Here is a 23,382-nt window from a genome sequence, read left to right on the forward strand (position 1 = left end):
TAGAATTAAATCTATAACTCCAGTCATAAGTCCAGTCTCAAATTCAAGCCTTTTCAAGCCTTTTCAGGCTCGCTTTCACCGACTGCCTGATAAAAAGCTTTCTCGGCGGCGATTTGGTCAGCCCGTTTGGTATAGCGTTTGAAACTTTGCATCGACTTATGCCGAGTCAGCGTCATTACGTGATAAGTATCCATGCCCCTAAGTACTAAATCGGTAGCAAACGTGTGCCGGAAGCGATGAGCGTGTAGATCGATCCCCGTCACCTGCTGAATCGCATCGACAACATCTCGAATTCCCCAGTAGGTGAGGCGTTTGCCAAAACTGCGGCGCGATCGCGAGATAAATAAAGGACTGGCGGGCTGAAGTTCTTCCCCTTGCTGCGATCGCCATTCCAGGTAGGCATCCAAATCCATCCTGGCTCTTTCTTTGAGCGGTACGTAACCCTTACTGTCACTTTTGGCTTTACGAACGTGCAACCTCCTGCCGTCGTAATCTTCTAGGTTGAGTGCCGATACTTCTGCTGCCCGCAACCCATGTAGCAGAATCGAAACCAAGGCAGTATTGCGCTCGCAGTAATTACTCTTTACTGCTACCTGATAAATACTTACTAATTCCGCCTCGCTCAAGTCTTGTGCCTCTGGTGATTCTAGCTCCAGTAGATCAATTGTTTTGGTAGGGTTTTTGGCAACGTACTCGGAATCCACCATCCATCCATAAAAGTTTTTTAGAGTTGTCAGCACTCGATTGACTGTCGCTGGAGCGAGGAATTTTTCTTCTAGCAAGTCATCTTTAAACAGCGCCACCTGCCTGGGAGTTACAGATGCCCAAGCTGTCTGCGTCCAATCCATAAACCGCTGTAAGTCTTGCTGATATGCCTTCTTGCTATTGTCCGAGAGCGATCGCGCCATCAAAAACTCGTCCACCCGCGACTGCCGCAGATCTGTAGGTTGTTTAGATGGGGTTGTAGCTGATGTTGGACTAACAAAACGAGCAATTTGAGATGAGGACGGGATAATAACGGGATCTGGGATAGGGCGGCGAAGCATAGAAGCACGTATTCCAGCAATTTTCATTGACTATCAGTTTAAGCGATCGCGTCAAGTGGCGATCTACCGCCAGGATGTTTGAGTAATTATACTTAGCGGGTTAATTTAAATCCCAAATAAGTATCATTATCTGCTCTAAGACACAGCTAAGACAAAATGAAAAAAATAAGTGAGATCCAACAGCCGAAAAACCTTTGTACTGTACGATTGAGGAATCAGTCATTTGATGGGAAAAACTCGCACGCAATCGATGTCTAAATGTTAAGTAAACTGGCGTTTATCTATGTTGAGTCGTCCTTCAATTCCACAAACCGATCCGCCTCGCTCTGCTAAAGAGACGCTGCCGACGATGTACGATTTACCCAGCGAAGATCCCCAGGAGCCAGGTTGCAGAGGCGAATTTCACGATTTTCAACCCCAACTGCTACGCGAAACATTTTCTCCTCCCGACTATTCGCCGGATCGGGTTTTCGTCGCCAGCGACCTGAATCTTTATTACGACGTGCGCCATCCTCTGTGGTACAAGCGTCCCGACTGGTTTGCTGTCCTAGGGGTGGAGCGGTTGTATGAGGGAAGAGATTTACGCATGAGCTATGTCATGTGGCAAGAGGGCGTAGCTCCTGCTGTTGTCGTCGAACTCCTGTCGCCAGGCACGGAAAGAGAAGATTTAGGACGCACGCAAAGGGAAACTAATCAGCCACCGACGAAGTGGGAAGTCTACGAGCAGATTTTGCGCGTTCCCTATTATGTTGTATTCGACCGCTATAGCGATCGCCTGCGAGCTTTTACTTTAACAGCCGGACAATACCAGGAAGAAATACTCGAACGATCGCGCTTCTTTTTACCTGGCTTGAATTTAGGTCTGGGACTTTGGCAGGGAACTTATCAGGGAATCGAGCGACAATGGTTGCGGTGGTACGATGCCCAGGGCAACTGGATTCCTACCGCAACAGAACAAGCACAAGCAAGAGCCGAACGATTAGCCGAGCGCTTGCGGGCAATGGGAGTTGACCCAGATGCGCCCGATGGTGAATAAACTCAAGCAGCATGGCTAACCAAAAATGTCCAAATCAACTGCTAGAAAAACTAGAGCAAAACGAGCGCTCCTCCAAGAACCAGTAAGGAAAGCTAGGGCGATCCCAGACAAGTGCCTCAAGTGTGCCACGCTCTCGGCAGAGCAGGCTCAGGCAATTCATGGTGTAGATGGCGATAGATGTTGGAATCCAGCTGTTTGCTACAGCCGCCGTTCCCATGCCCGTCACCGCGATCGCCGCAATTCCTCACGTAACCAAAAACGCTCGCGGCAGTTGGAGCAGATTGAAGTTGAAACTGAGGCAACGACGGCTCAATTCTTTGCCGTGCTAGTGGTGTACCGCGCTTCCGGAACAGATACGCCCATCCATGCCATTGGTGCAGAAATTTGGCAGGGGCAGCAGAAATATGGCGAAGTCAAAACAATTCGTTGCGGCGGCATGACACCCAGCCAGGTACATGCATACGTTAAAAAGATGTTGAGCGTCTTGTCAGAAAATTACGGTATTAAGAAGTTTGCCGCACAGGAGCGATTAGACCCGCAGCTTTGTCCCGTACAACAGCAGGCAGGGATCGCATGAGTCAGTTCGTCCAGTTGGAATTAAACTTGTGGGAAGTGTTGTCAGAAGCAGCTTTGGCTCCAGAAGATGCCGACTTGCAGCAGTTGTGGTTGATGTTGGAGTCAACTGTCGCACCACTGGAATTACAGGACAAACTGCGGATAGCAGCAGAAGCGATCGCGAAAATGGCTCAATTGGTACGCGATCGCTCGTTACTGACAATGGAGGAATTGCAGGCACTTGGTAGCGATGAAGGACCAGTCATGCCATCGGATGCCTTCGATCGCTACGTGCGGCAAACGATGCAGGTCGATTTCGAGCAGTTTATCGAGCCTTTACCAAGTTTGCCCAGAAAAACGCCTGCATTTGGGTCAAACCATTTTCCCGATGATGGTCGCTCGGTTGTAGCCGTTTTGGACAAGGAAACACTACTGCAAGCTTTGCCAGAATCGGAAATTGAGTCTCAATTAGATAACGATGCCATGAAGCAAAAGCTGCTCGACATTGCCCATGCTGAAGATGTAGAGGTTTGGGTACAGGCGATCGCTAATTGTTTTGGCAACACAAAGGCAGAGTACTTGACGCTAGCCCATCTGGTACGAGAAGTGCAGGATCTAGTTACCTCAGAGAATGAGGTGAAAGGCTCGTCGCCACTGGTTAAAACTTGGCTAGCCCTGTTGTTAGGAGGATTTCAACTAGAACAGCGGCTGGAATTTTATGACATTGAAGGCATCTGGGTTAGCTTGGGGCATCGATCGCCAAAGATTTAACTTTATGGAGGGAGCTTGCGAGTTACATATCCTCAAAAGTGAACCGCTTATGAAAAAGGGGTTTTCGTAATTCAACTACCTACGATTGTGCAGGGATTTTGGGTATCAATCCCTGCACGACTTCTACAGCGAACCTACAGGCGATCGCACCTACAGGCGATCGCATAGTATTCCACTTCCAGAAGCAACCCAGGTGTCTCAAGCCTGTAATTCAACCCAGAGAAATCGGGGAGACAGGTGGCGAGAACAAAATTTTTACGGCTAAAGAACACTCTAAGAACAAATTCGGAACAAACAAGCGTACAATAATTAAATAAGAGTAATTGAGGAAGTAAGTTGTGAATCGGCTGCTTGAACATACCATTTTAGCCGCTCACGATCCTGCTACTGGGCGGTTCGATGCCTCGCGCTTGGCAAAGGCTCTGAATCTAACAACCAAGGAAATGGCTGATATTCTCCACCGCACGCCACGCGGCTTGCTCAAAAATCCAGATTCACAGCAGCTGCAAAGTGAAATGGCGAGAATAGTGCGAACGATCGTGCAACTGCGCGAGCTACTAGATGGCTCGATGGAATACGTGAGGATTTGGCTGCGCTCGCCTCATCCTGACTTAGGGGGACGCACGCCACTGTCCTATTTAGTTGAAGGTAAACCAGAGGTAGTCGAGGCACTAATCTACGCTTACGAAGTTGGTCAACCTGGATAGCAGATTTTGGTCGCTGAGGATTGGTAAATGCTAACAGGTGACGAGTTAAGCGCAGCTCTGGCTGGTCTACCAGTCCTAAGTGAGTCAGGAGTTGCTTATCGGATCGTTCATGCCAAATACGCTGCTAGTACTATATCGTCGATTGGTTCTCTCAAGTTTGGTGGCAGATACAACCCGCCCCAGGCTTTTGAAGCACTATACTTAGCTAGCAATCCCGTCACGGCGTTGCAAGAAGTCAACGCTGTCGTCCAAACCGAAGATGGGCTGCTGGGGGTCAAAGGACCACCGCGTATTCTGCTATCGGTTGACTACCAACTACAAGCGATTCTAGACATTTGTCATCCTGAGAATCAAAGCGTTCTAGAAACGAATTTGTCCGAACTCATTGCTCCTTGGCGACCGCTTAATGCTAAAGGACAGATGGCACCAACTCAAACGCTTGGTTCTGCTGCCTACAATCTTCAAAGTATTGAAGCTTTAAAAGTGCCGCGACTCCCGCGATCCAAACACTTATAATCTGGTTGTTTTTGTCAATCGGCTCTCGGACAATAGTTCCTTACGGGTCTATGATGACTCCGGCATCATCGATGCACGACTTCCTTGAGCAATAGCAGGATAGTTGTCGAAATTAATTTGGTTTGAGCAAATCGATTTCGACAAAGTGCGAAAAGATTGAAATTGGAGATAATTTTGCACTACAGCATAACAATAACTACCTTCCAGACATTTTCTTCCAGTCAGGGGCGGTCTTAGTAAAAGCTCCGCATAAACTCAACATTAGCCTGGGTCCAGCAACCATCGCTGGCGGTAGACTCAAACCAAAATAGTAGTCCGTCCAAAAAGGCGCGATCGCTCTGGTCATTGCTACTTTGGCAGTCAAGAATGTACTGCTTTTCCTGGGATGTAAAATCGCGTGGTTCGTTGCCACAGGCTGAATCAATAGATTGACAAATGGATTTTTCGTTCATAGGTAAGTTATGACTGATAAACGCTTTTAGTGCTGTTGCAAAGTAATTTTTGAGATTTTTCAGGATTGGATTCGCGAGCGTAGACCTTATAGATGCTGCGAGAGTTTAAGATCCTGCTGCATTTGCAGTAGTATTTCTGCGGTTAGAGGTAAGGGGTGTTGCTCTGCGAAAAAAGCCAATGCAGTATCGGTAATCTGTTGTAAATCGCCAGCAGTTTTTTCTAGCATGACGGCGGCTCTCCACCATTTCCATAAAGAAGCTCCAATCTCTTGCCACTGACAAAAGTCTCGCTCCATAGATGCTTTAGCTTCTTTTAACAAAGGCTGACCGCTTTCTACCTCAACCGCCACAATTTTCACTCTTTGGACGTACTTATTTGTCTTGCCTATTGCCTGCGCGATCCGCCACCACTCGGAAACTTTATACCACTGCTCTAACTGAGTTGCTGTCATCTTTGCTTGGAGGAATTCGTTCCAATCCTTACCAAAACTTGGCGCAGCGCGGATAATATTGCCTTTACCTAGAGCCTTGACGACATTCCACGCCTGTTTCTCTCCAGCTCTATCGGCATCCTGGGCTAGAATAATTTGCCCTCCCCGTGTGAGACAATCGTGCAGTAATTCGAGTGGCAGCGTACCAGTACCGTCGGTAGCGAGGTACAGCGTGGTTAAGTGCTTGTATTTGGTCAGAGCAGCTACTGACATCGTGTCGATGGCTGACTCGGCAAGGGCGATCCGCTGTACTTCCCCTTGCCCCTGCATGAAGGAAAACCAACCTACATCCTTTCTAGAGCCTTCTGCCAGTCCCTTGAACTTACCCCGCACGTCTTTGAGCGAGGCTCCTTTAGCTTCGCCGTGTAAGTCTTGCCTGATGAATACGGCATTGGTCAATTTTTTGCCATCTTTCCCCTGCTGTTGCAGGCGTTTCAGTACGGCTGGCGCAATGCCACTGGCGTAGATTTTTCCATCTCGGTGTAGTGCCTCTACTAGCTCCAGAGGTAAAGCTCGTTGTGACACCAGATAGGACTGAACTTCCATCCACTTGCTTTCGTCCGGTATGGGAACGACGAACGGACGACAAGTTTGACGTGTACTCGTCAAACTGGCTATCGGCTTAAACTGCTGTCTCGTGGCAGCAGAACTGCGTGAGGAGACACAGTAAATTGGGCGCGATAGACCGAACTGGACTGCCAGCCAATCCCTCGCCGCTCGTCGGTCTATTCCTAGAACGTGCATCGCCAAGCTTGTAGCGTTTTTACCGCCCACGCCTGCATTCCAGTCGTACCAACCTTTACCTGCTGTCACGGAAATGTTTCTCAATTGCTCGTTACACCATTTACCTTTCTCTCCTTTCTTAGGTGCCATGCCCAGTCGGGTAGCCACGTCTTCTAAAGGCAGTGCCAGGATTTGCTGCGTTAGCAATTCTCGTTCTCTTTGCCTTTCTCTCGTGCGGTCGAGGGTAGCTCGATTGAAGGCGACAGTTGGTTTTATTTTTAACTGCGGCAGAAGTTGTTGTTTCTTGGCAGCGTCGGGTTGGCTAGGCGTAACTGATTCAGGCATAGTTGGTATATTGTCGCGTTCGAGCGATATTTTCACTCGCTCGAACGCTGGAGTGGTAGTGCGTGGAATAGTTGGAATACTTGCTAAATGGATATGGTTTCAGTGTTGCTGCATTCTCGCTGACCGATCCTGGAAACGGACTATTTCAAGCTAAATGCAATTACTGAAGAAAATATCCTTAAATGGCGATCGCGCTTTGCAGCAAATGCAAAGCAAACCTTCTCAGAAGTAAGCACTGCTTTTACCCCACCCTGATGCCCTCGGATCTATGGGCGCACAGAGTTTTCAGTTAAACTCAATTCAAACTGCCTGCAATTAGCGAACGAATCTGACAACTCATCAGAGTTACGATTATCAATTTAGCTAGATAAAACTTTGGGAAAAACTACTGCTATTTGAGAACACCCCGTCTGTAAATATTTATACCAGATATCTTGAGGCGTGGCAATCCCCCAGAACAGTTTTTTAGATCGGTTGCAGTACGAAATCGCTAGCGGCTAGATTGCTTTCCAAAGATTGCTATCAAGTTGCTAACGATCGCACAGAAGGCGCGTACTTTTTCATTGAAGGCGGAACATGGCAGAACGATTGCATTCGAGCGTAGTCTTAACGCTTTGCAAGCCAACCTCTTTCCGCCCTTTATGCGGCACCATGCAAAATCACTTACATCTTGCATTCTTCCAATTCCTTACCCGTCACAGTGTGGTAACGAAACTATCAGCAGCTTGTCTGGGTATAGGGAACGACTAACACCACGCCGTCAATACATCGATCTTCAACGGATTTTTCCCGTGACTGCAATTAATCTGCAAGGTGCTAAGACTTTGTTTTCGACTTCGAGCGTTTGACCAAGACGGGTCTGGGCTTGCGTCTTTTCAACTTACTCGCATCTTGAAGTTGATGAGGTAGGCGACAAGTTTCGCAGTAGAGCGGTCTGGGACCATAAGATTCTCTTTCTGTAGGCTGTTGGCACTGTTGGCAGATGAATTTGTATAAGCGAGTGTGGATTGTCCGCTCGTGCGCTCGGACAGTGTATTCTCTCACAAAAACCTGTTTGGATGGCATGGAATAAGAAAGTCTTGTTGCTGTGTAAACGCTATGATAACGAAAGAAGTAATTATTTAGAGGCTAATGCTTCTAATTCTGCTAGAAGCTTCTCTAGTCGCTTTTGCTTTTTGGGATCTGCCCAAATTTTTGACCTTTTCACCAGGCGGTAGGCCGCATCCATACGGCTTTTCAGTGATGAAGTTTCGCTGCTAATTGAATTTGCTAGCTCGTCAGCAATACTGGCTACCCATTCTCTAATTTGACTCAGAGATAAGTCTTGGGCGATCGCTGTCTCTAACAAAGCTTGTCTCTGCTCTTCATCCTTGACTCTAGCAATTGCCTGAGCTTTTGTATAAGCAATCTTTCCTTGGCGTAAAGCCTCTAGAATGTCGCTAGGGAGATTGAGTAAAGGCAAGCGATTAGTCACGAAAGATTCCCAGTCCATCAGCCCGATAGCTTCAAACGTAGCTTGGACGACCTGGTTTGGCAGACTACCCATAACGTTATGGGTAACTTTTCCTTTGACTTCATTTTGCATTCGGTATAGTAGCTTCGCTACTTCTGGTGAACTTATTTCTAACTTGAGTGCTAGTAGTTGTAAAATTCCTTCTGTCTCTTCTACAGGGTTAAGATCTTCTCGCTGCAAGTTCTCAATTAGAGCTAGCTGTAAAGCAGTTTCGTCACTAAGTTCCCGAACGACGACAGGGACTTCGATTAAATTGGCTTCTTTAGCAGCATGGTAACGCCGTTCTCCTGCAACTAATTCATACCTCCCTGAAGAGAGAGGGCGCACGAGTAGGGGTTGAAGAATGCCATGCTGTTTGACTGAAGCTACTAACTCTTTTAAAGCGAGAGGATCGAAATAACGGCGCGGTTGCTGTTGAGGCAGACAAATCTCGCTCAACCCAACTTGATGCTTGCCGTCAAAATTTATCTCATCTCGCTCGGCATTGGCGGCGATTTCTGATAAATTCTCTGGGACAAAGTTTAGGATATCTCGGAACTTATCAGCTCGGATATCGGACTGAGTTTTGCCAGTTCTATCCAATCCTGCCATGCTTTTTTACCTCCTTTCATACTATTGATAGGTAGCCCAACTGCTGCTGCATCTTTATAGACTTTGAGCAATCTGATGCTATGTTTTATAACAGGAAAATTTTTTTCTTGCAGCACCTTGAGCGCGTCTTCTCCGTCTTTCTGAGGAGGTGGCGGCACCATCGTCAGGAGGATATGGTAATTTGTCCCTTTAGGTAAGCTTTGGCTGGTAAGCATCATTGCTTTCATGGCAAGCGAGTCAGGAGTTGTAGGAAGTAGTAGTAGATCGCATCCTTCAACTAGCTCCTGCATTTCCACTTCGGCAGGTCGGGCAGGTGTGTCAATCACAACGAAATCAAAGTGAGTTTTTGCCATCAGCCTTGTTGCCGTGTTCTCGGTTGCCACCTTAAACGGTAAGTTTCCCGAACTTGCCCAAGCAGTTGCCGAGCGATTGGGATCGGAGTCAATCAGCATAACCTGTCCGTAGTTGGAAAACAAGCAGCTCAGACAGACAGCACTAGTCGTTTTGCCCACACCGCCTTTGTAAGAAGTCAGAGTAATAAATTTCGTACTTGGTTGCACAAGAATACTTCTCCTCGTTGTACAGACAAATTTAAACTGCATCAGTTGTGCAGTCAACAAAAAAACCAGGAATTTCAATTGAGTGAAATTTAACCATTGACTCGTTCCTTACTTCGATCGCTGTATTTCTCATTTCCTTCCTAGTTCAGGAGCATCTAAGCCTCTAGCCAGTCAGTGTGTTACAAACAGCGGTGATGATTGTCAGAAAAGACGATTGCCTAACCAGAGACTCCAAAAGCGATTTTCAGCACGAATATTTGCTCGACGAACTCCATACACTTGCTCCAATGGCATGACTTGGGAGCCAACTTCATTTCACAATATGTTGTTTAACAGAAAAAAAGAATTAATGTCAGCGCGAAGGCGACACTAATTCTGAATATTTTGTTGAATTGATCGGCGATTAGAATGGGATGTCCGTGTCGGTGTCATCCTCTATCTGAGGAATGCTGCCGTTACCGACCGCAGCACTGACTCCTGCAAGTACGGGTTCGGGTGCGGCAGGCGTGGGCGTAGCGGGGATCGTATCCGACTGGCTGGGAATGAAGCTATCGATGACAAGGCAGGGAATCTTTTCTTTGTATGTGTCTTGGTTAACGATAATGAAGTCTACGTAGCCGATAGCTATACCTTGAGTGCCTGTACCTGCTGCACCGATTTGCACGGCACCAGTGCCTCGGCAGCGATAGTTAATTTGTTCGGTCACGGGACCATCCTTTGAGTAGGTTTGAATTGACGCAACACCGTTACAGATTTTCATGCCTTCGGTGTCGTGTTGTTCGTTAATTGTTTCTACAGCGATCGTCAGAGTGGCGATGATCATGGTTTTAATTGGATGATGTTTGAGATTAATAATGGGGAACACAAGCTATTTCCCCAACTTTCGTTGCGAGAAAATTGGGGAAGCAGTATAGTTAAATTCGTTGGAATCAGAACTGGGCGTTGGCGATGGTGGCGAGGTCTGGCGTAGGAAATTCGCTGGTTGCCCCAGTAGATTCTTGTCGCTCGCGGGGCGAACCTAGCAATTCGAGCAGCTTGACTCTGATGAATGCTTTGCTGCGGGGTGCGCCTGTATTTTTGTCAACCCAATGGTCGAATACCAGTTCGCCTTTGACGGCTAACCCAGTCCCCTTACGAACGTAGTTAGCAATCACTTCTGCCTGCGCTCCCCAGGCTTCTACGTCAAACCACTGCGGTTCTTCAGCTTTATATGGCGGACGTACAGCCATCGATACCGATGCCTTGACTGCTCCGCTTTCAAAATAGCGGATATTGGGGTCTTGGCTAACTCGACCGATAACTGTGACGGAGTTTAGATATGTCATACGCCTATTTTGTGTTGAATGGTTCTAGTTGGGCGTGCGAAGCACTTAATTGCCTGGGTTCCTGACAAAAAATCCCTGAATTTTTCATCTACGCTCGAATATGTAGTATTGGCTTAGGCATCTATTGTTGTTTGAGTTGCTTTGTGTATGGACACGGAAGATTCAGGATCGCTTTAAAAGCTCTGAAACATACGCAACTGGCGGTTTTTTGAGAATAATTTGATATTGGTCTTTCCCTACTTTTTTGACGAAAAATATCGCGCCTGCTTGCCGCAGCCTGTTGGATATTTCGTTCAGAGCATCGAAGGACACTGTAATTGCATTGTTTGTCGTAGATGAAACGTTCATATTGTTAACACTCGATAACTTTATCTCGTTCGTGCAACGCGCTGCGAGTTATTTGAATTTTTAGCAACTGGTAAGATCGTGTCGGTTAGCGAAAAACTGACTCAAAATGCTGCGTTATGCAGATCCTTGACTAGATTGGATACAAACTCACTACTTTTCAGTATGTTGGTAGGCAAACAGTAAAGCGGTTAGCACTGAAGTTGGAATAGCTGACATGTTGCTAATGTATTCGTAGCGTGATTATGTGCTAGCAGCAGTTGATTGAGGTTATGAGCAAGCCTGCCGATATCGTGCTGCCTGCTGCCGTAATATCTGGGGTCAATCTGATACTGGCGCAGAATCTTGCAGGCACGACAGCAGCATCTGGGGGCGATCGCCTTAGTATCGGTTTTAGCGGCAGGATAGCGAACGAGCTTGCCACCTTGATTCATCAAGAAGTTACGAGCTATAAATGCTTCTTTAGCATAGGTGGAGCCATCAAAACTGACTTTTAGCTGGTTGAATGCTCTTGCATATCTTGGGCTGCAAAGTCCGAAAACGTGAAAATGAACGTTTGTGTCAAATTGACGTATTGCTTCAATAGTAGCCGCGATCGCGATTCGGCTGCTGTGAAAATTTCTTGCTCCTGCTACGAGTCCTCCAATTCCAACGGCACGATATCCGATCTCATACAGTTCGATCGCTCGTTGAATGCGTTCGGCTAGGGTGAGTCCGTGAACCACAGCCATTGGTATCCGATCGGGCAACTTCAATGCAGCTAACTTAATGAATTCAATTACCTGTTGCCCATTAAACTTTCTGCGCTCGTCAATGCGATTGCCTGTGAGTAGATGATCTGGTGCGACGATCGCATCTCCAGGTTTGCTCAAGCGTGCATATTGGTAAATACAAAAATGTGCGGTCACAAATCTACCGCGAATTTGAGGAATGTCGAGATTTCGGTAGCCAAACGCACCGCAATCCCAAATCATCGGCTGGCGGTCGGGCATCACTGTGGGTCGGCTGGCAAGCGATCGCAACCAACCCGTGGGTTGCTCGTCAAGCAGTTCCCAAATCGGTATCTTGCTTTCGTTTAATCTTATGTAATCGCTGTTGCCAATAACAGCATAGAAGCCTGGTTTCATATAAATCTAACCTGCACTCGTGCGTGGAGAGAGTGCAAGCACTTTCGTTGGTAGAAAAAAATTAGACCTCTGCCTTCACGAGTCAGGCAGGGGTCCCAGGTGCGCTTAGAGAGCGGGTTTAACTTGCGATCTGTGACTTGCTGGGAAATAGTTCTTCCAGCCTCGGTCGCAGAAATGCTTCGACTACCGCTCGGTCTTGGGCAGCCGGACGGCTGTTTCTCCGACCGCTAAACTGCACTATCCGACCTTGACGGTCGATCTCAATGGCATATTTCAGCTCTCCTTCCGCCATCACACCGAGCAGATAACAGTGCCGTTTTATCGCTTTGTCGGCGTAGCTCCCAATACAAATGTTGAGAGCGTTCCCCCACTCTAGTAGCATACGAGCGGTTCTGGGGATGACAAAGACAAGATCGTTGACTGCCGTGCCGTCTAATTTCTCTAGCATTTTGATCGGCAGGCGGCGTTTTTCTTCTCGTTCGCTGCGAAAGCGGTTGTAGTCGCGTTGTATCCAGTCGTGCAACTGACAGAGCGATCGCGGGCGCGGGGGCAGTTTGTAGTGGGGCAGATCCTTTGACATTTGCCAGTACATGTTAGCTGCATCTAGTAGGTAGCTGGCGTTGTACTCTTCTGCTGCCGATTCCAGTAACTTCAGCGTCCGCTGGGGCGAATACTGTTGCAATAGGTGATGCACCCGTTTGGGATCGATTTCGACTGGCTTCAGTTCCAACAGGGTATGGATGTAGTCGAGTTGCCACTGCTGGGCGAAGGACACTGCTAGCGCCAACCAGTTGGTTTGAACTGCCCACAGACATTTCCTCTTATATTCTACTTGTGCCTCCAGCAGTCGTGCCGCGAGTTTGAGCAACTGCTTGCTATCCCTGCCAAACCAGATTTTGACAGCATCCTTGAGATTTTCTCGTTTCAATCCCTGCCGCAGTATAGGGGGAATCGGAGGAATGGAATCATACTGTTGGAGAAATGGCAATGCCTCAGCAATAGTTGTTTCGTAAAGGTTGGGGCATTTCTCGATTTGCAACAGTTCGGCTACGGCTTGCTTCACCAATGCTATCGGTAAATTCCGAGAGTCGCAGCCACCCACCCGTGCCGCTTTCGCAAGCTTGTAAATGATGCACTCGGTGTCGCTGTAGGTAACATCGCGCACTCCATATCGCTTGCTCCACATGTAGACGCGCAACTTGCTCGTTCTCAGGGAAAAACAGAGCCATTTGGTAGTCTTGAACTCGCCTTTCACTTTTTGGCGCAACCGCAAAGACACTTTATTTTCTGCACGGTCGAGAAACAATATGCCGTATTTCCCCTGCCAGTAGATGCCGCCGTTGGCAGCAATTTTGTAAGTCTTGTCCATTCTCGCGCTCCATCGATATTCTCCATGTCGATGCGCAGCATTTATTATTGATGGCAATCCGCGAGCCAACTTGTCAAATGATTGGAACTCGTGTAGAAGAATGATTCAGCAAAAACTGTAAATAATTGCCGTCGTGTCAGTATTTTTTGTCTAAAAGACAGAAACTTCTGCCGCCAGGAAGCTTCGCGAACTTCATGCGGTGGATTTAGCAGCACTCGACTTTGGCATATTGTCAATTCAAATGCAAACAATTCCTTTAGGTCTATTTAACGATCGCGTAAGTTCTGAAGGTCCTCTAATTGTTGGGTTTGTTCCTCAAGTCTTACTGCTAGGCGATCGCAGACTATTTCGCAAAGCTCAAACACGATCGGATCGGAGATCTCGTAAAACACGCTAATTCCCTTTGGACGGCGAACGACCATACCTGCTTGCGTTAGCATCTTGAGCTGCTTGGAAACATTCGCTTGTCCCAGTCCAGTTGCAGCGATAATTTCCGTCACGTTTTTCGCTCCCGACTTGAGAGAACACAAAACTTGCAGCCGACTGACTTCGGACAAAACTTTGAAAAACTCTGCCACTGGAGTCAGGGCTTGAGGAGAAGGCTTTAGCATACAAACCTAAAAACGACATCTAACTAACGCAGAAACACTACCATATTACCAAATGGTAATATGGTAGGTACAAAAAGACTAAGAGGTAAGTATGGAAAACGTCAAACAGATTAATGACGAGCTATCAGTGGCAGGGCAGGTAACACCAGAGCAATTGCAGCGGGCAGCTGGCGAGGGTTTCAAGTCTGTGCTGAATTTGCGATCGCCTGAAGAACAAGGTTTTCTTCAAGACGAGCAACAACAGGCAGAAGCCGTAGGATTGCAGTACGCCAATATTCCAGTCAAGCCAAACGAGATGACTGACGAGTTAACTACCCAAGTTTTAGAGCAGATCGATAAATTACCCAAACCCGCTTTGATTCATTGTGCTAGCTCTATGCGGGCGGGTGTAATGGCGTTTATGAACGTGGCAACACGGCAAGGCATGACTCCAGAGCAAGTATTTGAGAAAGCAGGCGAAGTTGGCTTTGACTGTAATGCCAATCCTCAAATGAAGCAGTTTTTAGAGCATTACGTTGCCACGCACCAGCAGCAGGAATAAGTCAAGTTTATGTGGTGCGATCGCCTCATGTACGATTGCAGGAGAAAGTAAAATGGCACTAGTTTTTGAACAGATCGATGCCGAGGGATTAGCCCACCTATCCTATATTGTGGGTGACGACAAAGCAGGAGTCGTAGCAGTTATCGATCCCCGTCGCGACGTAGATATTTACATTCAAAGAGCAAGAGAACTTGGTGTGAGGATCGTGCAGATTATCGAGACTCACATTCATGCCGACTTTGTATCCGGTTCTCACGAACTGAAAGCTAGAACGGGTGCGCCGATATACGGTGGCAAGAGTAGCGATTACCAGTTCGAGTTACAACAACTGAGTGAAGGTGACGAGTTAAAACTCGGTAACGTGACCCTACGCGCCTTACATACCCCAGGACATACACCTGAACACGTCTCCTTTTCGATCTCCGATGCTAAGCAGGGTGAAGCACCATTTGGCATCTTTACGGGCGACACCTTATTTAACTTAGATGTTGGACGACCCGATTTATTGGGTGGAGGGACTGAAAAGAAACTGGCAGCACAACTCTATCATTCGTTATTTGACAAACTCGTACCATTGGGCGATCGCATGGAAATCTATCCCTCTCACGGTGCGGGGAGTGCCTGTGGAAAATCGATTGGCGATCGCCGACAGAGTACAATTGGTAACGAGCGAATCTTTAGCGAAGCATTCAAGGAACGTAGCGAAGCAGAGTTTGTCGAGTGGATTTTGGCTGGCATGCCAGAACCACCAAGGCACTACGCCAGATTAAAAAAAGTCAATGCCAAAGGTGCAAAGATTTTAGGTGACGTGCCAATTTTACCGCCGCTGTCGCCTCAAGAATTCCAACAGATGATGCAGGATGAAAATACTGTTGTCATCGATGCCAGATCCATCCTCGCCTTTGGTGGCGGACACATTCCTGGTGCGATTAATATTGCCCTGCGTCCTGAATTTCCTAACTGGGTTGGTTGGACGATCGATCCTGAGAAGAACATTTTGTTGGTGTTGGAAAGCGAACGCGGCGTAACTTTAGCTTCCCAACAGTTATTCAGACTGGGCTATGACAACATTGCAGGCTATCTCCACGATGGCATGACGAGTTGGCAGAACGCAGGCTTACCCCTAAAACACCTGGGTGAGTGGACTGTGCATGAGTTGAACCAGCACAAAGACGATCCAGATATTACGGTGTTAGACGTGCGATCGGATGGAGAGTACAGCAACGGTAACGTGCCTGGTGCTAAACACATTTACGTACCGCATTTAGAGGAACATCTTGACGAGTTAGATAAAACCCAAACTATTGCCACCTATTGCGGCAGCGGTTATCGGGCTTCGATCGCTGCAAGTATCTTACAGAAGCATGGTTTCGAGCAGGTCATCAACGTGCCTGGTTCGTGGAATGCTTGGCAGAGTGCGAACTTACCAGTCGCCTCTCGCGACAGGCGTAAAGATGCAGCAGTCAGCACGAAATAGCTTGCATCTAGACAAGATTGTCGGGAGCTAAGGCGCAAGGGTAATTGGGATCGCCTACTTCGACTTGAAGCGTGACGTGTTCGATACCGAAACGATCGCGCAGTTCTCGACTGACTTGAACGAGAAACGCATCGCTTGGATGACCTGCGGGCATGACTAAATGAGCGGTGAGGGCAGTTTCCTTTGTACTCATTGCCCAAACGTGCAGGTCGTGGACAGAAGCTACACCAGGACGTTCGGTTAAATAGGTGCGGACAGCTAGCGGCTCAATCCCCGCTGGAACCGCATCTAGAATTAAATTGAGAGACTCTTGGAACAGTTGCCAGGTAGTTATGAGGATGACCGCAGTGACGATTAAACCGATCGCTGGATCGAACCACAGCCAACCTGTGGCAACAATGGCAATGCCAGCCAGGACACCCCTCATGGTATTTACAATTCTATTTGCGCTTGCGACAGGCTTTGATACAATTCCAACTTGCTTTTCTTCCTACGGTTTGCTTCCAGAGAGCCTTCATCTGTGGGAGTTACTTTAGTACCTCATCGCTCAAAGCTTTAACCACTGACAACATCTTTTTCAGAATTTGGGTTGAGAGCAAGTTGGATTCGCTTGAGAAGTTTAAAATAGAAGCAGTATGCTATGCTTGTTTTTTCAATCTCACTATTTGTGCGATTACCTGCTTTAATAACTGTTGCTCTTTGGTGACCTATATCAGTCGCTGTTTCCTTATTTCGTTCGCGCTGACTAATAGCGCGTATGTATTGAGCTTAGATAGAATAAATCTTTTCACAACAAGAACTCATTTAAAATTTCTAGCGATCTCTATCTAGCAAAGGTAAGAAGTGCGTTCGCGTAGCGTCTCCGAAGGAGAATCGCTTTCGTTGAGGGCTACTATCTGCAAAGTGGACTCGCCAATTCCAAACGCTTGTTCTAATTGAGCTTGCAACTGCAAGAGCAGACTATCTCGCTCTTGAGCGTTCAGAGATTCCACAGCTAAATGAGCGCACAGCGCCACCTGCCCAGAGGTAATTGTCCAGATATGCAGCTTGTCTACTTGTCGGACGCAGGCGTTGGCACTTAAGACAGCTTCAACCGCAGATACGTCAATATTTGGAGGAGTGTATTCCATCAGAATTCTCAAGCTATCCCAAACGAGCGGCAAGGCACTCAGACAAATGAGACAGGCAACGAACAAACTAGCAACTGCATCTGCCAAAAACCAATTGAACCAATAAACTACTATTGCTGCTAGAATTACGCCGAAAAAGCTGGCGGCATCGGCAACCACATGGAGGAAAGCACCCCGTAGATTCAAGTCCCGATCGCTGTCTTCGTGCAGCAAGCTGACAAGCAAGCTATTAATCGCCAAGCCCAGTGCCGCTACAATCAGTGTGGGTAAAGCTAAAACTGGTTCTGGAGCTTGGAATCGCTCAATCGCTTTCCAGGCGATGAGAGCGGCGATCGCGATTAGGATCGATCCATTCATCAGTGCCACTAAAATCTCTAGCCGTCGATACCAAAAAGTAGCCTGACCTATGGCTGGACGCTGTGCTAGAGAAGCTGCTATTAGCGCCGCTCCTAGCGTGAAGATATCCGAAAGCATATGTCCTGCAACTGCTAGCAGTGACAGACTATGAGTCCAGAACCCAATTGTCAGTTCCACTAGCAACAGGCTACTCCGCAATCCCAGGACAATCCAGAGTCGCCGTACCTTTTGCTTTGCGTACGCGACTTCTGCATCGCTCTGATGGAAGTGTTTGCACTCAGGAGCGATTGCAGGGTGATAAATATCAGAATATTCCTTCACTACTAAAATCTGAGGATTAAGAATGTTTTTTGGGAATCAACACAGATAAAGCTTTGGGGATGATACGAAATTGAGCGGGTGTGTGGGTAGTTAGTTCACCATCTGTGTTGATAAGATATCGCTTGTGAGTGTAGACTTCAATTTCTTGACATTTGCAAGCATGGACACTCGACCACGCCCTATGTTGTCCTTGCCACACAGATGGTAGTGCGGCAATCAGCTGCCACCAGTGACGAACATTCAGACTGTACAGATGTAGTTGACAGTCATCGATTGCTGCATCCTCACAGACTATCATGCCACCACCATAATATCGACCATTTCCCACGGCAATCTGCACGGTCTTAACTCGGATTAATTCGCCGTCAAGACAGATGTCCGCTTGAAAGGGTTTGACTTGCCAAATTACTCCTAAAGCTGTAGCTGCATAGCCTAGCACTCCCCAGCGACGCTTGGTTCCTTGATTGAGCCGCTCCGCGATTTGGACGCTCAGCCCTAAACTAGCAACATTGAAGAAGTGCTTCCCATTCACCCAGCCAAGGTCAATACGCTGTAGTTGACCTTTTGCCACGATCTGGCAAGCTTCAGGCAGGCTTGGAGGAATTCCCAAGGTGCGGGCGAGGTCATTGGCGGTTCCCAAAGGGAGAATCCCCAAAGGGAGCTGAGTTTCTACCAGTCCCTCCACTGCCGCGTTCAGCGTGCCATCTCCTCCCCCAACGATCGCTAGGTCAACTTGGTGGCAGTGATGGCGAATCGCGTCAGAAAGATATTGCGGTTCTTCTACCTCGACCTCTATCAGGTCAAAGCCTAGCTCTTGCAGTTGGTTTACTGCCTGGATTAAACTATTTCGTCCTCGGCGAGCGTAACGATTTACTATCAGCAGGGCGCGTCGAGTCACGAGTATCAATCTCCGATCTTAAGACTCTGGTGGCATTAAAATAGCCAGTAGAGCCACATATACAGTGGATATTGGTTTACTACAGATGCTTCCAGCATCATCGCTAGCTGAAAACAAGTAGTATTCTTTGACTTAGAATTGCATGACTTGCAAAACTCAGTGGCTTATACGCAGGACGCTGCCATACTCAATGCAGAACTTGGCATCATGAGGGTTTTCTCTTTCGCAGCTTAGACAGATAACTATTGGGGCAGGTGCAGCCATTCCATCATAGTAACTCGGGTCGTCATCGTGATGCCTATTGCGATAACGAGCGCGAGCACGATATCCGCTGTGACGATCTTGGCGATGATGTCTGTGGCGATCGTCACCCAATAGCTCTCTGAAGAGAATGGCACTAAGATAAGGTGAAAGGCTCGGACAGTAAACTATACAGCCTTGTATACTATCCGGCAGCCAGCAAAGTGATTAGGTATATGGTTTCAAGCAGGTGCTTATGTGTAAGGCAATCGTGCAGGCATTAGCTAAAAAGATTCCGTAACTAGAAAAAGCCTCCAAGTCCGTGAAATACTGATTGACGATACTTGGAAGCCAATAAGACTAGTACTACTGTGACAAACCGCGTGAAAATTCTCAAGCAAAAATTTAGTCAAAGCTGGGGATTGCCATTTAGAGAGCTATTGCCAGAGTCTGTAATTGAGCAAGCGATAGACGAACTGAAAATTAAGTATCGTCGCCGCCTGTTTGACCCATTCGTAACTATATGGGTATTTCTGTCTCAAGTTTTAGATGTTGATAAAAGTTGCCACAATGCCACCAGTAGAGTCATTGCTTATTTGGTGAGCGAAGGAGTAGAAATTCCCTCAACCGACACGAGTGCTTATTGTCAAGCAAGAGCCAGGTTACCAGAAGAATTATTGCAGAAACTGTTTGGGAAAGTAGCACAAGATTTAGAAGAGAAAGTAACAGCAGAAGATTTGTGGTGCGGTCGTCATCTGAAAGTAATAGACGGCTCAACTGTCTCAATGCCTGACACTGTAGAGAACCAAAAAGCTTATCCTCAACCGAAAAGTCAAAAACCTGGATGTGGGTTCCCAATTGCCAAGATTGGTATGATATTTAGTCTAACTACAGGTGCTGCTATAGCCCTAGTTATCGATGTTCTAAACACTCACGATCTAAAGCTTGCTAGAAAATTATACCAATTTCTCAACCCCTTTGATGTAATTTTAGGGGATAGAGCCTTCTGTGCTTATGCCGATTTAGTGACGATTAAAAATCTTGACTGTGATGCAGTATTTCGGAAGCATCAGTCTCGAAAAACCCCTATGTACAGAGGTAGAATTGTTGGAGAAAGCGACAAATTAGTAACTTGGCACAAACCTAAAAGATGCCCGCAAGGACTCAGCGAGGATGCATTTGCTGCGCTTCCCTCAACTCTGGTTGTGCGAGAGATTTATTACTACATCATTATCCCTGGTTTTCGGACTACCAGTGTCAGTTTAATTACTACTTTGTTAGATACAAAAATTTATCCAACCTTGGAACTTGTGCGACTTTATGACTTGAGATGGGATGTTGAAGTAGATTTAAAACATCTCAAATCCACTTTAGGCATGGATGTTTTACGCTGCAAAACTCCTCTCATGGTTCGCAAAGAACTTTATGTTTATTTACTCGCTTATAATCTGCTACGTACTTTAATGTGGCTCTCTGGTACAACTTATGGTGTACCACCACTACGCTTATCTTTACAAGGAACTCGTCAACACTTGAATCATTTTATCCCACAAATGTTAGCTAACTCTGGGGTAAAACGCCATCACATTTATCAAACTTTACTCACGATTATTGTTCACAAACCAGTCCCGCACCGCCCTGGTCGAGCTGAACCCAGAGTAAGAAAGCGTCGCCCAAAAGCTTACCCACTGATGAATCAACCCAGAAATCAATTGCGCCAACAATTACAGGCTGCTTGATTTAACAGTGTTGTGGCTTATCTTAGTGCCATTCCTCTCTGAAGATATGACCCAATCCCATTTTTCAACCTCCATAAATCGATGAAGAATTTTTCTGTTTGACTATTTCCTGACTAATTTCCTCTCAGAACTCTGCCGGCATTTAATATGGCAAGCAAAGCCACACCCACATCAGCAAAAACGGCTTCCCATAAAGTTGCCAAACCGAAAACCCCTAGCAAAATAAATACACCTTTGACTGCCATAGCCAGAATGATATTTTGCCAAACAATTTGACGAGTCTTTTTGCCAGTCTTTATTGCCTCAGCTACCTTTGACGGCGCATCGGTCATAATCACTACATCCGCAGTTTCGATCGCTGCATCAGAGCCTAATCCTCCCATTGCCATGCCCACGTCAGCCCTGGCAATTACTGGGGCATCGTTAATCCCATCACCGACAAACACAACTTTATGATTTTTTCCAGATTGTAGGATTAGTTTCTCGATCGCCTCGACCTTACCTTCTGGTAGTAACTCGGCATAGTAGAAATCTAAACCAAGATTTTGTGCCACCCGCTCGGCTACGGCTCGATTATCTCCCGTTAACATGACGATTTGCTCGACCCCCTGTTTCTTCAGGGCTTGAATTGCTTCAAACGCATCGTCTTTGAGTTCGTCAGCGATCGCAATGTATCCAGCGTAGCGCTTGTCTACAGCTAGATGTACGACAGTACCATTTATATTACAGTCATCATGCGAGATATTTTCTCGGTGCAACAGGCGGTCGTTTCCGGCAATAACTAACCGATTTCGGACTAGAGCGCGGATGCCATGACCAGCAATTTCTTCGTAAGCCTCAACTTGGGAATCGTCGATTTTTTTTCCATACGCCTCTCGGATAGATTCAGCCACAGGATGGTTGGAGTGTGACTCTACCTCTGCTGCTAGTTGGAGTAGCTCATCTTGGGTAAACCCATTTTTTGGTACGATCTGCGCTACTTTAAACACGCCCTTAGTCAGCGTTCCTGTTTTGTCAAACACTACCGTCTTGACTCTAGTTAGGGCATCTAAAAAGGTAGAGCCTTTGACCAAAATCCCGCGCTTGGCAGCACCGCCAACACCACCAAAGTAGCCGAGGGGGATGCTAATCACGAGTCCACAAGGACAGGAAATCACCAGCAAGATGAGGGCGCGATAAACCCATTGATATCGGTCTGCTCCTGCAATAAATAAAGGAGGAAGTATCGCTACTCCCAGAGAGAGAACAACGACAACAGGGGTGTAGTACCTGGCGAATTGAGTAATAAATTTCTCCGACTCTGATTTTTTACTAGTGGCATTCTGCACCAAATCCAAAATTTTGGATACGGAAGACTCACCGAATAGTTTGCTCACCTCGATTGTGAGAACGCCAGTTTTGTCGATCGTGCCTGCCAAAACGGAGTCTCCAGCTTTTGCAGTTCGCGGCACTGACTCTCCAGTTAAGGCAGAGGTATCGAGCTGAGCCTCACCCTCTACGATCTTGCCGTCCAAGGGAATCTTTTCCCCTGGCTTGACAACGATGATATCCCCTACTGCTACTTCATCTGGCGATACTTTTTTGAGTTCACCATTCGTCTTCAAGTTGGCATAGTCAGGGCGGAACTCCAATAGAGACTTAATCGATCTCTTGGAGCGACCGACAGCAAATTCCTGAAATAATTCGCCCACTCTGAAAAACAACATCACTGCTACGGCTTCTGGTAGTAGATGAATCGCGATCGCCCCTAACGTCGCTATAGTCATCAAAAAATTCTCATCAAATACTCGACCTCGGAGGATATTGCGTCCAGCGCTCGTCAAAACATTCCAACCACTCAAGAGGTAGGCAGGGATGAAAACCAAATACTCGCCGACTGAGTAAGGTGTACTATGCAGCTGCTTTTCAAAAATCAAACCGAGGGTAAATAAAATGACTACCAAGATCACCGGAGCCAGTTCCGCCTTTAGGTTAAACTCTCCATCACCATGACTGTGACCGTGGTCGTGGTCGTGGTTTCGGTCGTCGCGATCGTGCTGATGCTCGTCACCAGCGCAGCTGGAGCAGCCCGAATGGTTTGAACTTGGCTTTGGCATGATGTTTCTTCGCTCCAAGCAAATAAATAATGAATATCTGAACAGTAATTCAAATTTATTTTTTATTCTACACTCTCTTACTCTCAAACGTGCAAAAATTGCTGCGAGTCATGCACGGTTTATTAATGCAAATTCATAATGAAAACTATTATCACTTTCACCGACAATTAATAGAGTGATAATCATTAACAAGAGGAACGAGTTTTTAGGCACGATTTTAATTTTCACCAAAAATGCTGTTAAGTACGGTTAAATTTATCTTCATTGCCAGAAAGGAAGCTATTGAAGTCATTAGAGTTGAAAGCTTAAACTATTTTGCTCCAGATGCCGATCGCTTCCATGTTGGGGAGATCGAGCCGATGTACGCCCAGATTCATTAGGAAATAGAGTAAAGCCTCCTTTTAGGCTAAACTAATAAGTCGCTGAAGTTTCGAGTAGTTTGGGAGTTTTATAGTCTAGGTTTTGGTTATTTGAAAAACAAGGCGAGCGAATTTATGCTA

The 23,382-nt window shown here is 46.8% G+C and carries 25 protein-coding genes and 1 pseudogene; 10 read left to right on the top strand and 16 right to left on the bottom strand.

Features of this window, described 5'->3' with window-relative positions:
* Positions 1-53 precede the first annotated feature (53 nt).
* Positions 54-1,073, bottom strand: a complete 1,020-nt coding sequence (locus M5J74_RS30030) for a tyrosine-type recombinase/integrase (protein ID WP_250017613.1) — start codon at positions 1,071-1,073, stop codon at positions 54-56.
* 256 nt (positions 1,074-1,329) lie between these two features.
* Between M5J74_RS30030 and M5J74_RS30035 the strand changes: the two genes are divergently transcribed.
* The 6 genes from M5J74_RS30035 to M5J74_RS30060 all read left to right on the top strand — a co-directional run bounded on the left by M5J74_RS30035 (position 1,330) and on the right by M5J74_RS30060 (position 4,631).
* Positions 1,330-2,082, top strand: coding sequence for a Uma2 family endonuclease (locus tag M5J74_RS30035; RefSeq protein WP_250017614.1), 753 nt, complete (start codon positions 1,330-1,332; stop codon positions 2,080-2,082).
* Positions 2,083-2,107: 25 nt separating this feature from the next.
* Positions 2,108-2,659 carry a hypothetical protein gene (locus tag M5J74_RS30040; protein WP_250017615.1) on the top strand — a complete coding sequence of 184 codons (552 nt, stop codon included), beginning with the start codon at positions 2,108-2,110 and terminating at the stop codon, positions 2,657-2,659.
* On the top strand, positions 2,656-3,408 hold the full coding sequence (locus M5J74_RS30045) for a hypothetical protein (protein WP_250017616.1): 753 nt from the start codon (positions 2,656-2,658) through the stop codon (positions 3,406-3,408). The genes M5J74_RS30040 and M5J74_RS30045 overlap by 4 nt, the downstream gene beginning before the upstream one ends.
* A gap of 85 nt (positions 3,409-3,493) precedes the next feature.
* Entirely contained in the window at positions 3,494-3,673 is a 180-nt protein-coding gene (locus M5J74_RS30050; RefSeq protein WP_250017617.1) for a hypothetical protein, read from the top strand.
* 73 nt (positions 3,674-3,746) lie between these two features.
* The gene (locus tag M5J74_RS30055) at positions 3,747-4,115 is read left to right on the top strand and encodes an MbcA/ParS/Xre antitoxin family protein (RefSeq protein WP_250017618.1); all 369 of its coding nucleotides are present in this window, start codon (positions 3,747-3,749) and stop codon (positions 4,113-4,115) included.
* Between the two features lie 27 nt (positions 4,116-4,142).
* Positions 4,143-4,631 (top strand): RES family NAD+ phosphorylase, encoded by a 489-nt coding sequence (locus M5J74_RS30060; RefSeq protein WP_250017619.1) that lies wholly within the window; start codon positions 4,143-4,145, stop codon positions 4,629-4,631.
* Positions 4,632-4,864: 233 nt separating this feature from the next.
* Here M5J74_RS30060 and M5J74_RS30065 read toward each other — a convergent pair whose 3' ends face one another.
* The 11 genes from M5J74_RS30065 to M5J74_RS30115 form a co-directional block, all read right to left on the bottom strand.
* Entirely contained in the window at positions 4,865-5,083 is a 219-nt protein-coding gene (locus tag M5J74_RS30065; RefSeq protein ID WP_250017621.1) for a hypothetical protein, read from the bottom strand.
* 86 nt (positions 5,084-5,169) lie between these two features.
* A complete protein-coding gene (locus M5J74_RS30070) occupies positions 5,170-6,642 on the bottom strand; it encodes a toprim domain-containing protein (RefSeq protein WP_250017622.1) in 1,473 nt (490 codons plus the stop codon).
* Positions 6,643-7,458: 816 nt separating this feature from the next.
* Positions 7,459-7,707: a hypothetical protein gene (locus tag M5J74_RS30075; protein ID WP_250017624.1), complete on the bottom strand. Its 249-nt coding sequence runs from the start codon at positions 7,705-7,707 to the stop codon at positions 7,459-7,461.
* 52 nt (positions 7,708-7,759) lie between these two features.
* Complete coding sequence (locus M5J74_RS30080) at positions 7,760-8,746, bottom strand: ParB/RepB/Spo0J family partition protein (RefSeq protein WP_250017625.1); 987 nt, start codon at positions 8,744-8,746, stop codon at positions 7,760-7,762.
* Positions 8,677-9,306 carry a ParA family protein gene (locus M5J74_RS30085; RefSeq protein ID WP_250017627.1) on the bottom strand — a complete coding sequence of 210 codons (630 nt, stop codon included), beginning with the start codon at positions 9,304-9,306 and terminating at the stop codon, positions 8,677-8,679. The genes M5J74_RS30080 and M5J74_RS30085 overlap by 70 nt, the downstream gene beginning before the upstream one ends.
* Positions 9,307-9,709: 403 nt before the next feature.
* A complete protein-coding gene (locus tag M5J74_RS30090) occupies positions 9,710-10,129 on the bottom strand; it encodes a hypothetical protein (protein ID WP_250017629.1) in 420 nt (139 codons plus the stop codon).
* Between the two features lie 106 nt (positions 10,130-10,235).
* On the bottom strand, positions 10,236-10,631 hold the full coding sequence (gene ssb / locus M5J74_RS30095) for a single-stranded DNA-binding protein (RefSeq protein ID WP_250017631.1): 396 nt from the start codon (positions 10,629-10,631) through the stop codon (positions 10,236-10,238).
* Between the two features lie 162 nt (positions 10,632-10,793).
* Positions 10,794-10,979 carry a hypothetical protein gene (locus M5J74_RS30100; protein WP_250017633.1) on the bottom strand — a complete coding sequence of 62 codons (186 nt, stop codon included), beginning with the start codon at positions 10,977-10,979 and terminating at the stop codon, positions 10,794-10,796.
* A 188-nt stretch (positions 10,980-11,167) separates the two neighbouring features.
* The gene (locus M5J74_RS30105) at positions 11,168-12,103 is read right to left on the bottom strand and encodes a hypothetical protein (RefSeq protein ID WP_250017635.1); all 936 of its coding nucleotides are present in this window, start codon (positions 12,101-12,103) and stop codon (positions 11,168-11,170) included.
* A gap of 118 nt (positions 12,104-12,221) precedes the next feature.
* Positions 12,222-13,472, bottom strand: coding sequence for a PcfJ domain-containing protein (locus M5J74_RS30110; protein ID WP_250017636.1), 1,251 nt, complete (start codon positions 13,470-13,472; stop codon positions 12,222-12,224).
* A 266-nt stretch (positions 13,473-13,738) separates the two neighbouring features.
* Entirely contained in the window at positions 13,739-14,083 is a 345-nt protein-coding gene (locus M5J74_RS30115) for a helix-turn-helix transcriptional regulator (RefSeq protein WP_250017638.1), read from the bottom strand.
* A gap of 91 nt (positions 14,084-14,174) precedes the next feature.
* On the opposite strand from M5J74_RS30115, the gene M5J74_RS30120 reads away from it, so the two are divergent.
* Positions 14,175-14,624, top strand: coding sequence for a beta-lactamase hydrolase domain-containing protein (locus tag M5J74_RS30120; protein ID WP_250017640.1), 450 nt, complete (start codon positions 14,175-14,177; stop codon positions 14,622-14,624).
* Between the two features lie 52 nt (positions 14,625-14,676).
* On the top strand, positions 14,677-16,101 hold the full coding sequence (locus M5J74_RS30125; RefSeq protein WP_250017641.1) for a rhodanese-like domain-containing protein: 1,425 nt from the start codon (positions 14,677-14,679) through the stop codon (positions 16,099-16,101).
* A 7-nt stretch (positions 16,102-16,108) separates the two neighbouring features.
* Here the strand turns inward: M5J74_RS30125 and M5J74_RS30130 are convergent.
* From M5J74_RS30130 to M5J74_RS30140, 3 genes and pseudogenes are all read right to left on the bottom strand, one after another.
* Positions 16,109-16,531, bottom strand: a pseudogene (locus M5J74_RS30130) (cation diffusion facilitator family transporter); the annotation flags it as partial.
* 397 nt (positions 16,532-16,928) lie between these two features.
* The gene (locus tag M5J74_RS30135) at positions 16,929-17,909 is read right to left on the bottom strand and encodes a cation diffusion facilitator family transporter (protein WP_250017643.1); all 981 of its coding nucleotides are present in this window, start codon (positions 17,907-17,909) and stop codon (positions 16,929-16,931) included.
* Between the two features lie 16 nt (positions 17,910-17,925).
* On the bottom strand, positions 17,926-18,807 hold the full coding sequence (locus tag M5J74_RS30140; protein WP_250017645.1) for a lipid kinase: 882 nt from the start codon (positions 18,805-18,807) through the stop codon (positions 17,926-17,928).
* Between the two features lie 611 nt (positions 18,808-19,418).
* On the opposite strand from M5J74_RS30140, the gene M5J74_RS30145 reads away from it, so the two are divergent.
* The gene (locus M5J74_RS30145; RefSeq protein ID WP_250017610.1) at positions 19,419-20,786 is read left to right on the top strand and encodes an IS4 family transposase; all 1,368 of its coding nucleotides are present in this window, start codon (positions 19,419-19,421) and stop codon (positions 20,784-20,786) included.
* A gap of 113 nt (positions 20,787-20,899) precedes the next feature.
* Here M5J74_RS30145 and M5J74_RS30150 read toward each other — a convergent pair whose 3' ends face one another.
* Positions 20,900-22,882 (bottom strand): heavy metal translocating P-type ATPase, encoded by a 1,983-nt coding sequence (locus M5J74_RS30150; protein ID WP_250017646.1) that lies wholly within the window; start codon positions 22,880-22,882, stop codon positions 20,900-20,902.
* A gap of 233 nt (positions 22,883-23,115) precedes the next feature.
* On the opposite strand from M5J74_RS30150, the gene M5J74_RS30155 reads away from it, so the two are divergent.
* Positions 23,116-23,262 carry a hypothetical protein gene (locus tag M5J74_RS30155; protein ID WP_250017647.1) on the top strand — a complete coding sequence of 49 codons (147 nt, stop codon included), beginning with the start codon at positions 23,116-23,118 and terminating at the stop codon, positions 23,260-23,262.
* Positions 23,263-23,382 lie beyond the last annotated feature (120 nt).

The organism is Chroococcidiopsis sp. CCNUC1 (assembly GCF_023546805.1).
In the GTDB taxonomy this organism is placed as follows: Bacteria; Cyanobacteriota; Cyanobacteriia; order Cyanobacteriales; family Chroococcidiopsidaceae; genus Chroococcidiopsis; species Chroococcidiopsis thermalis.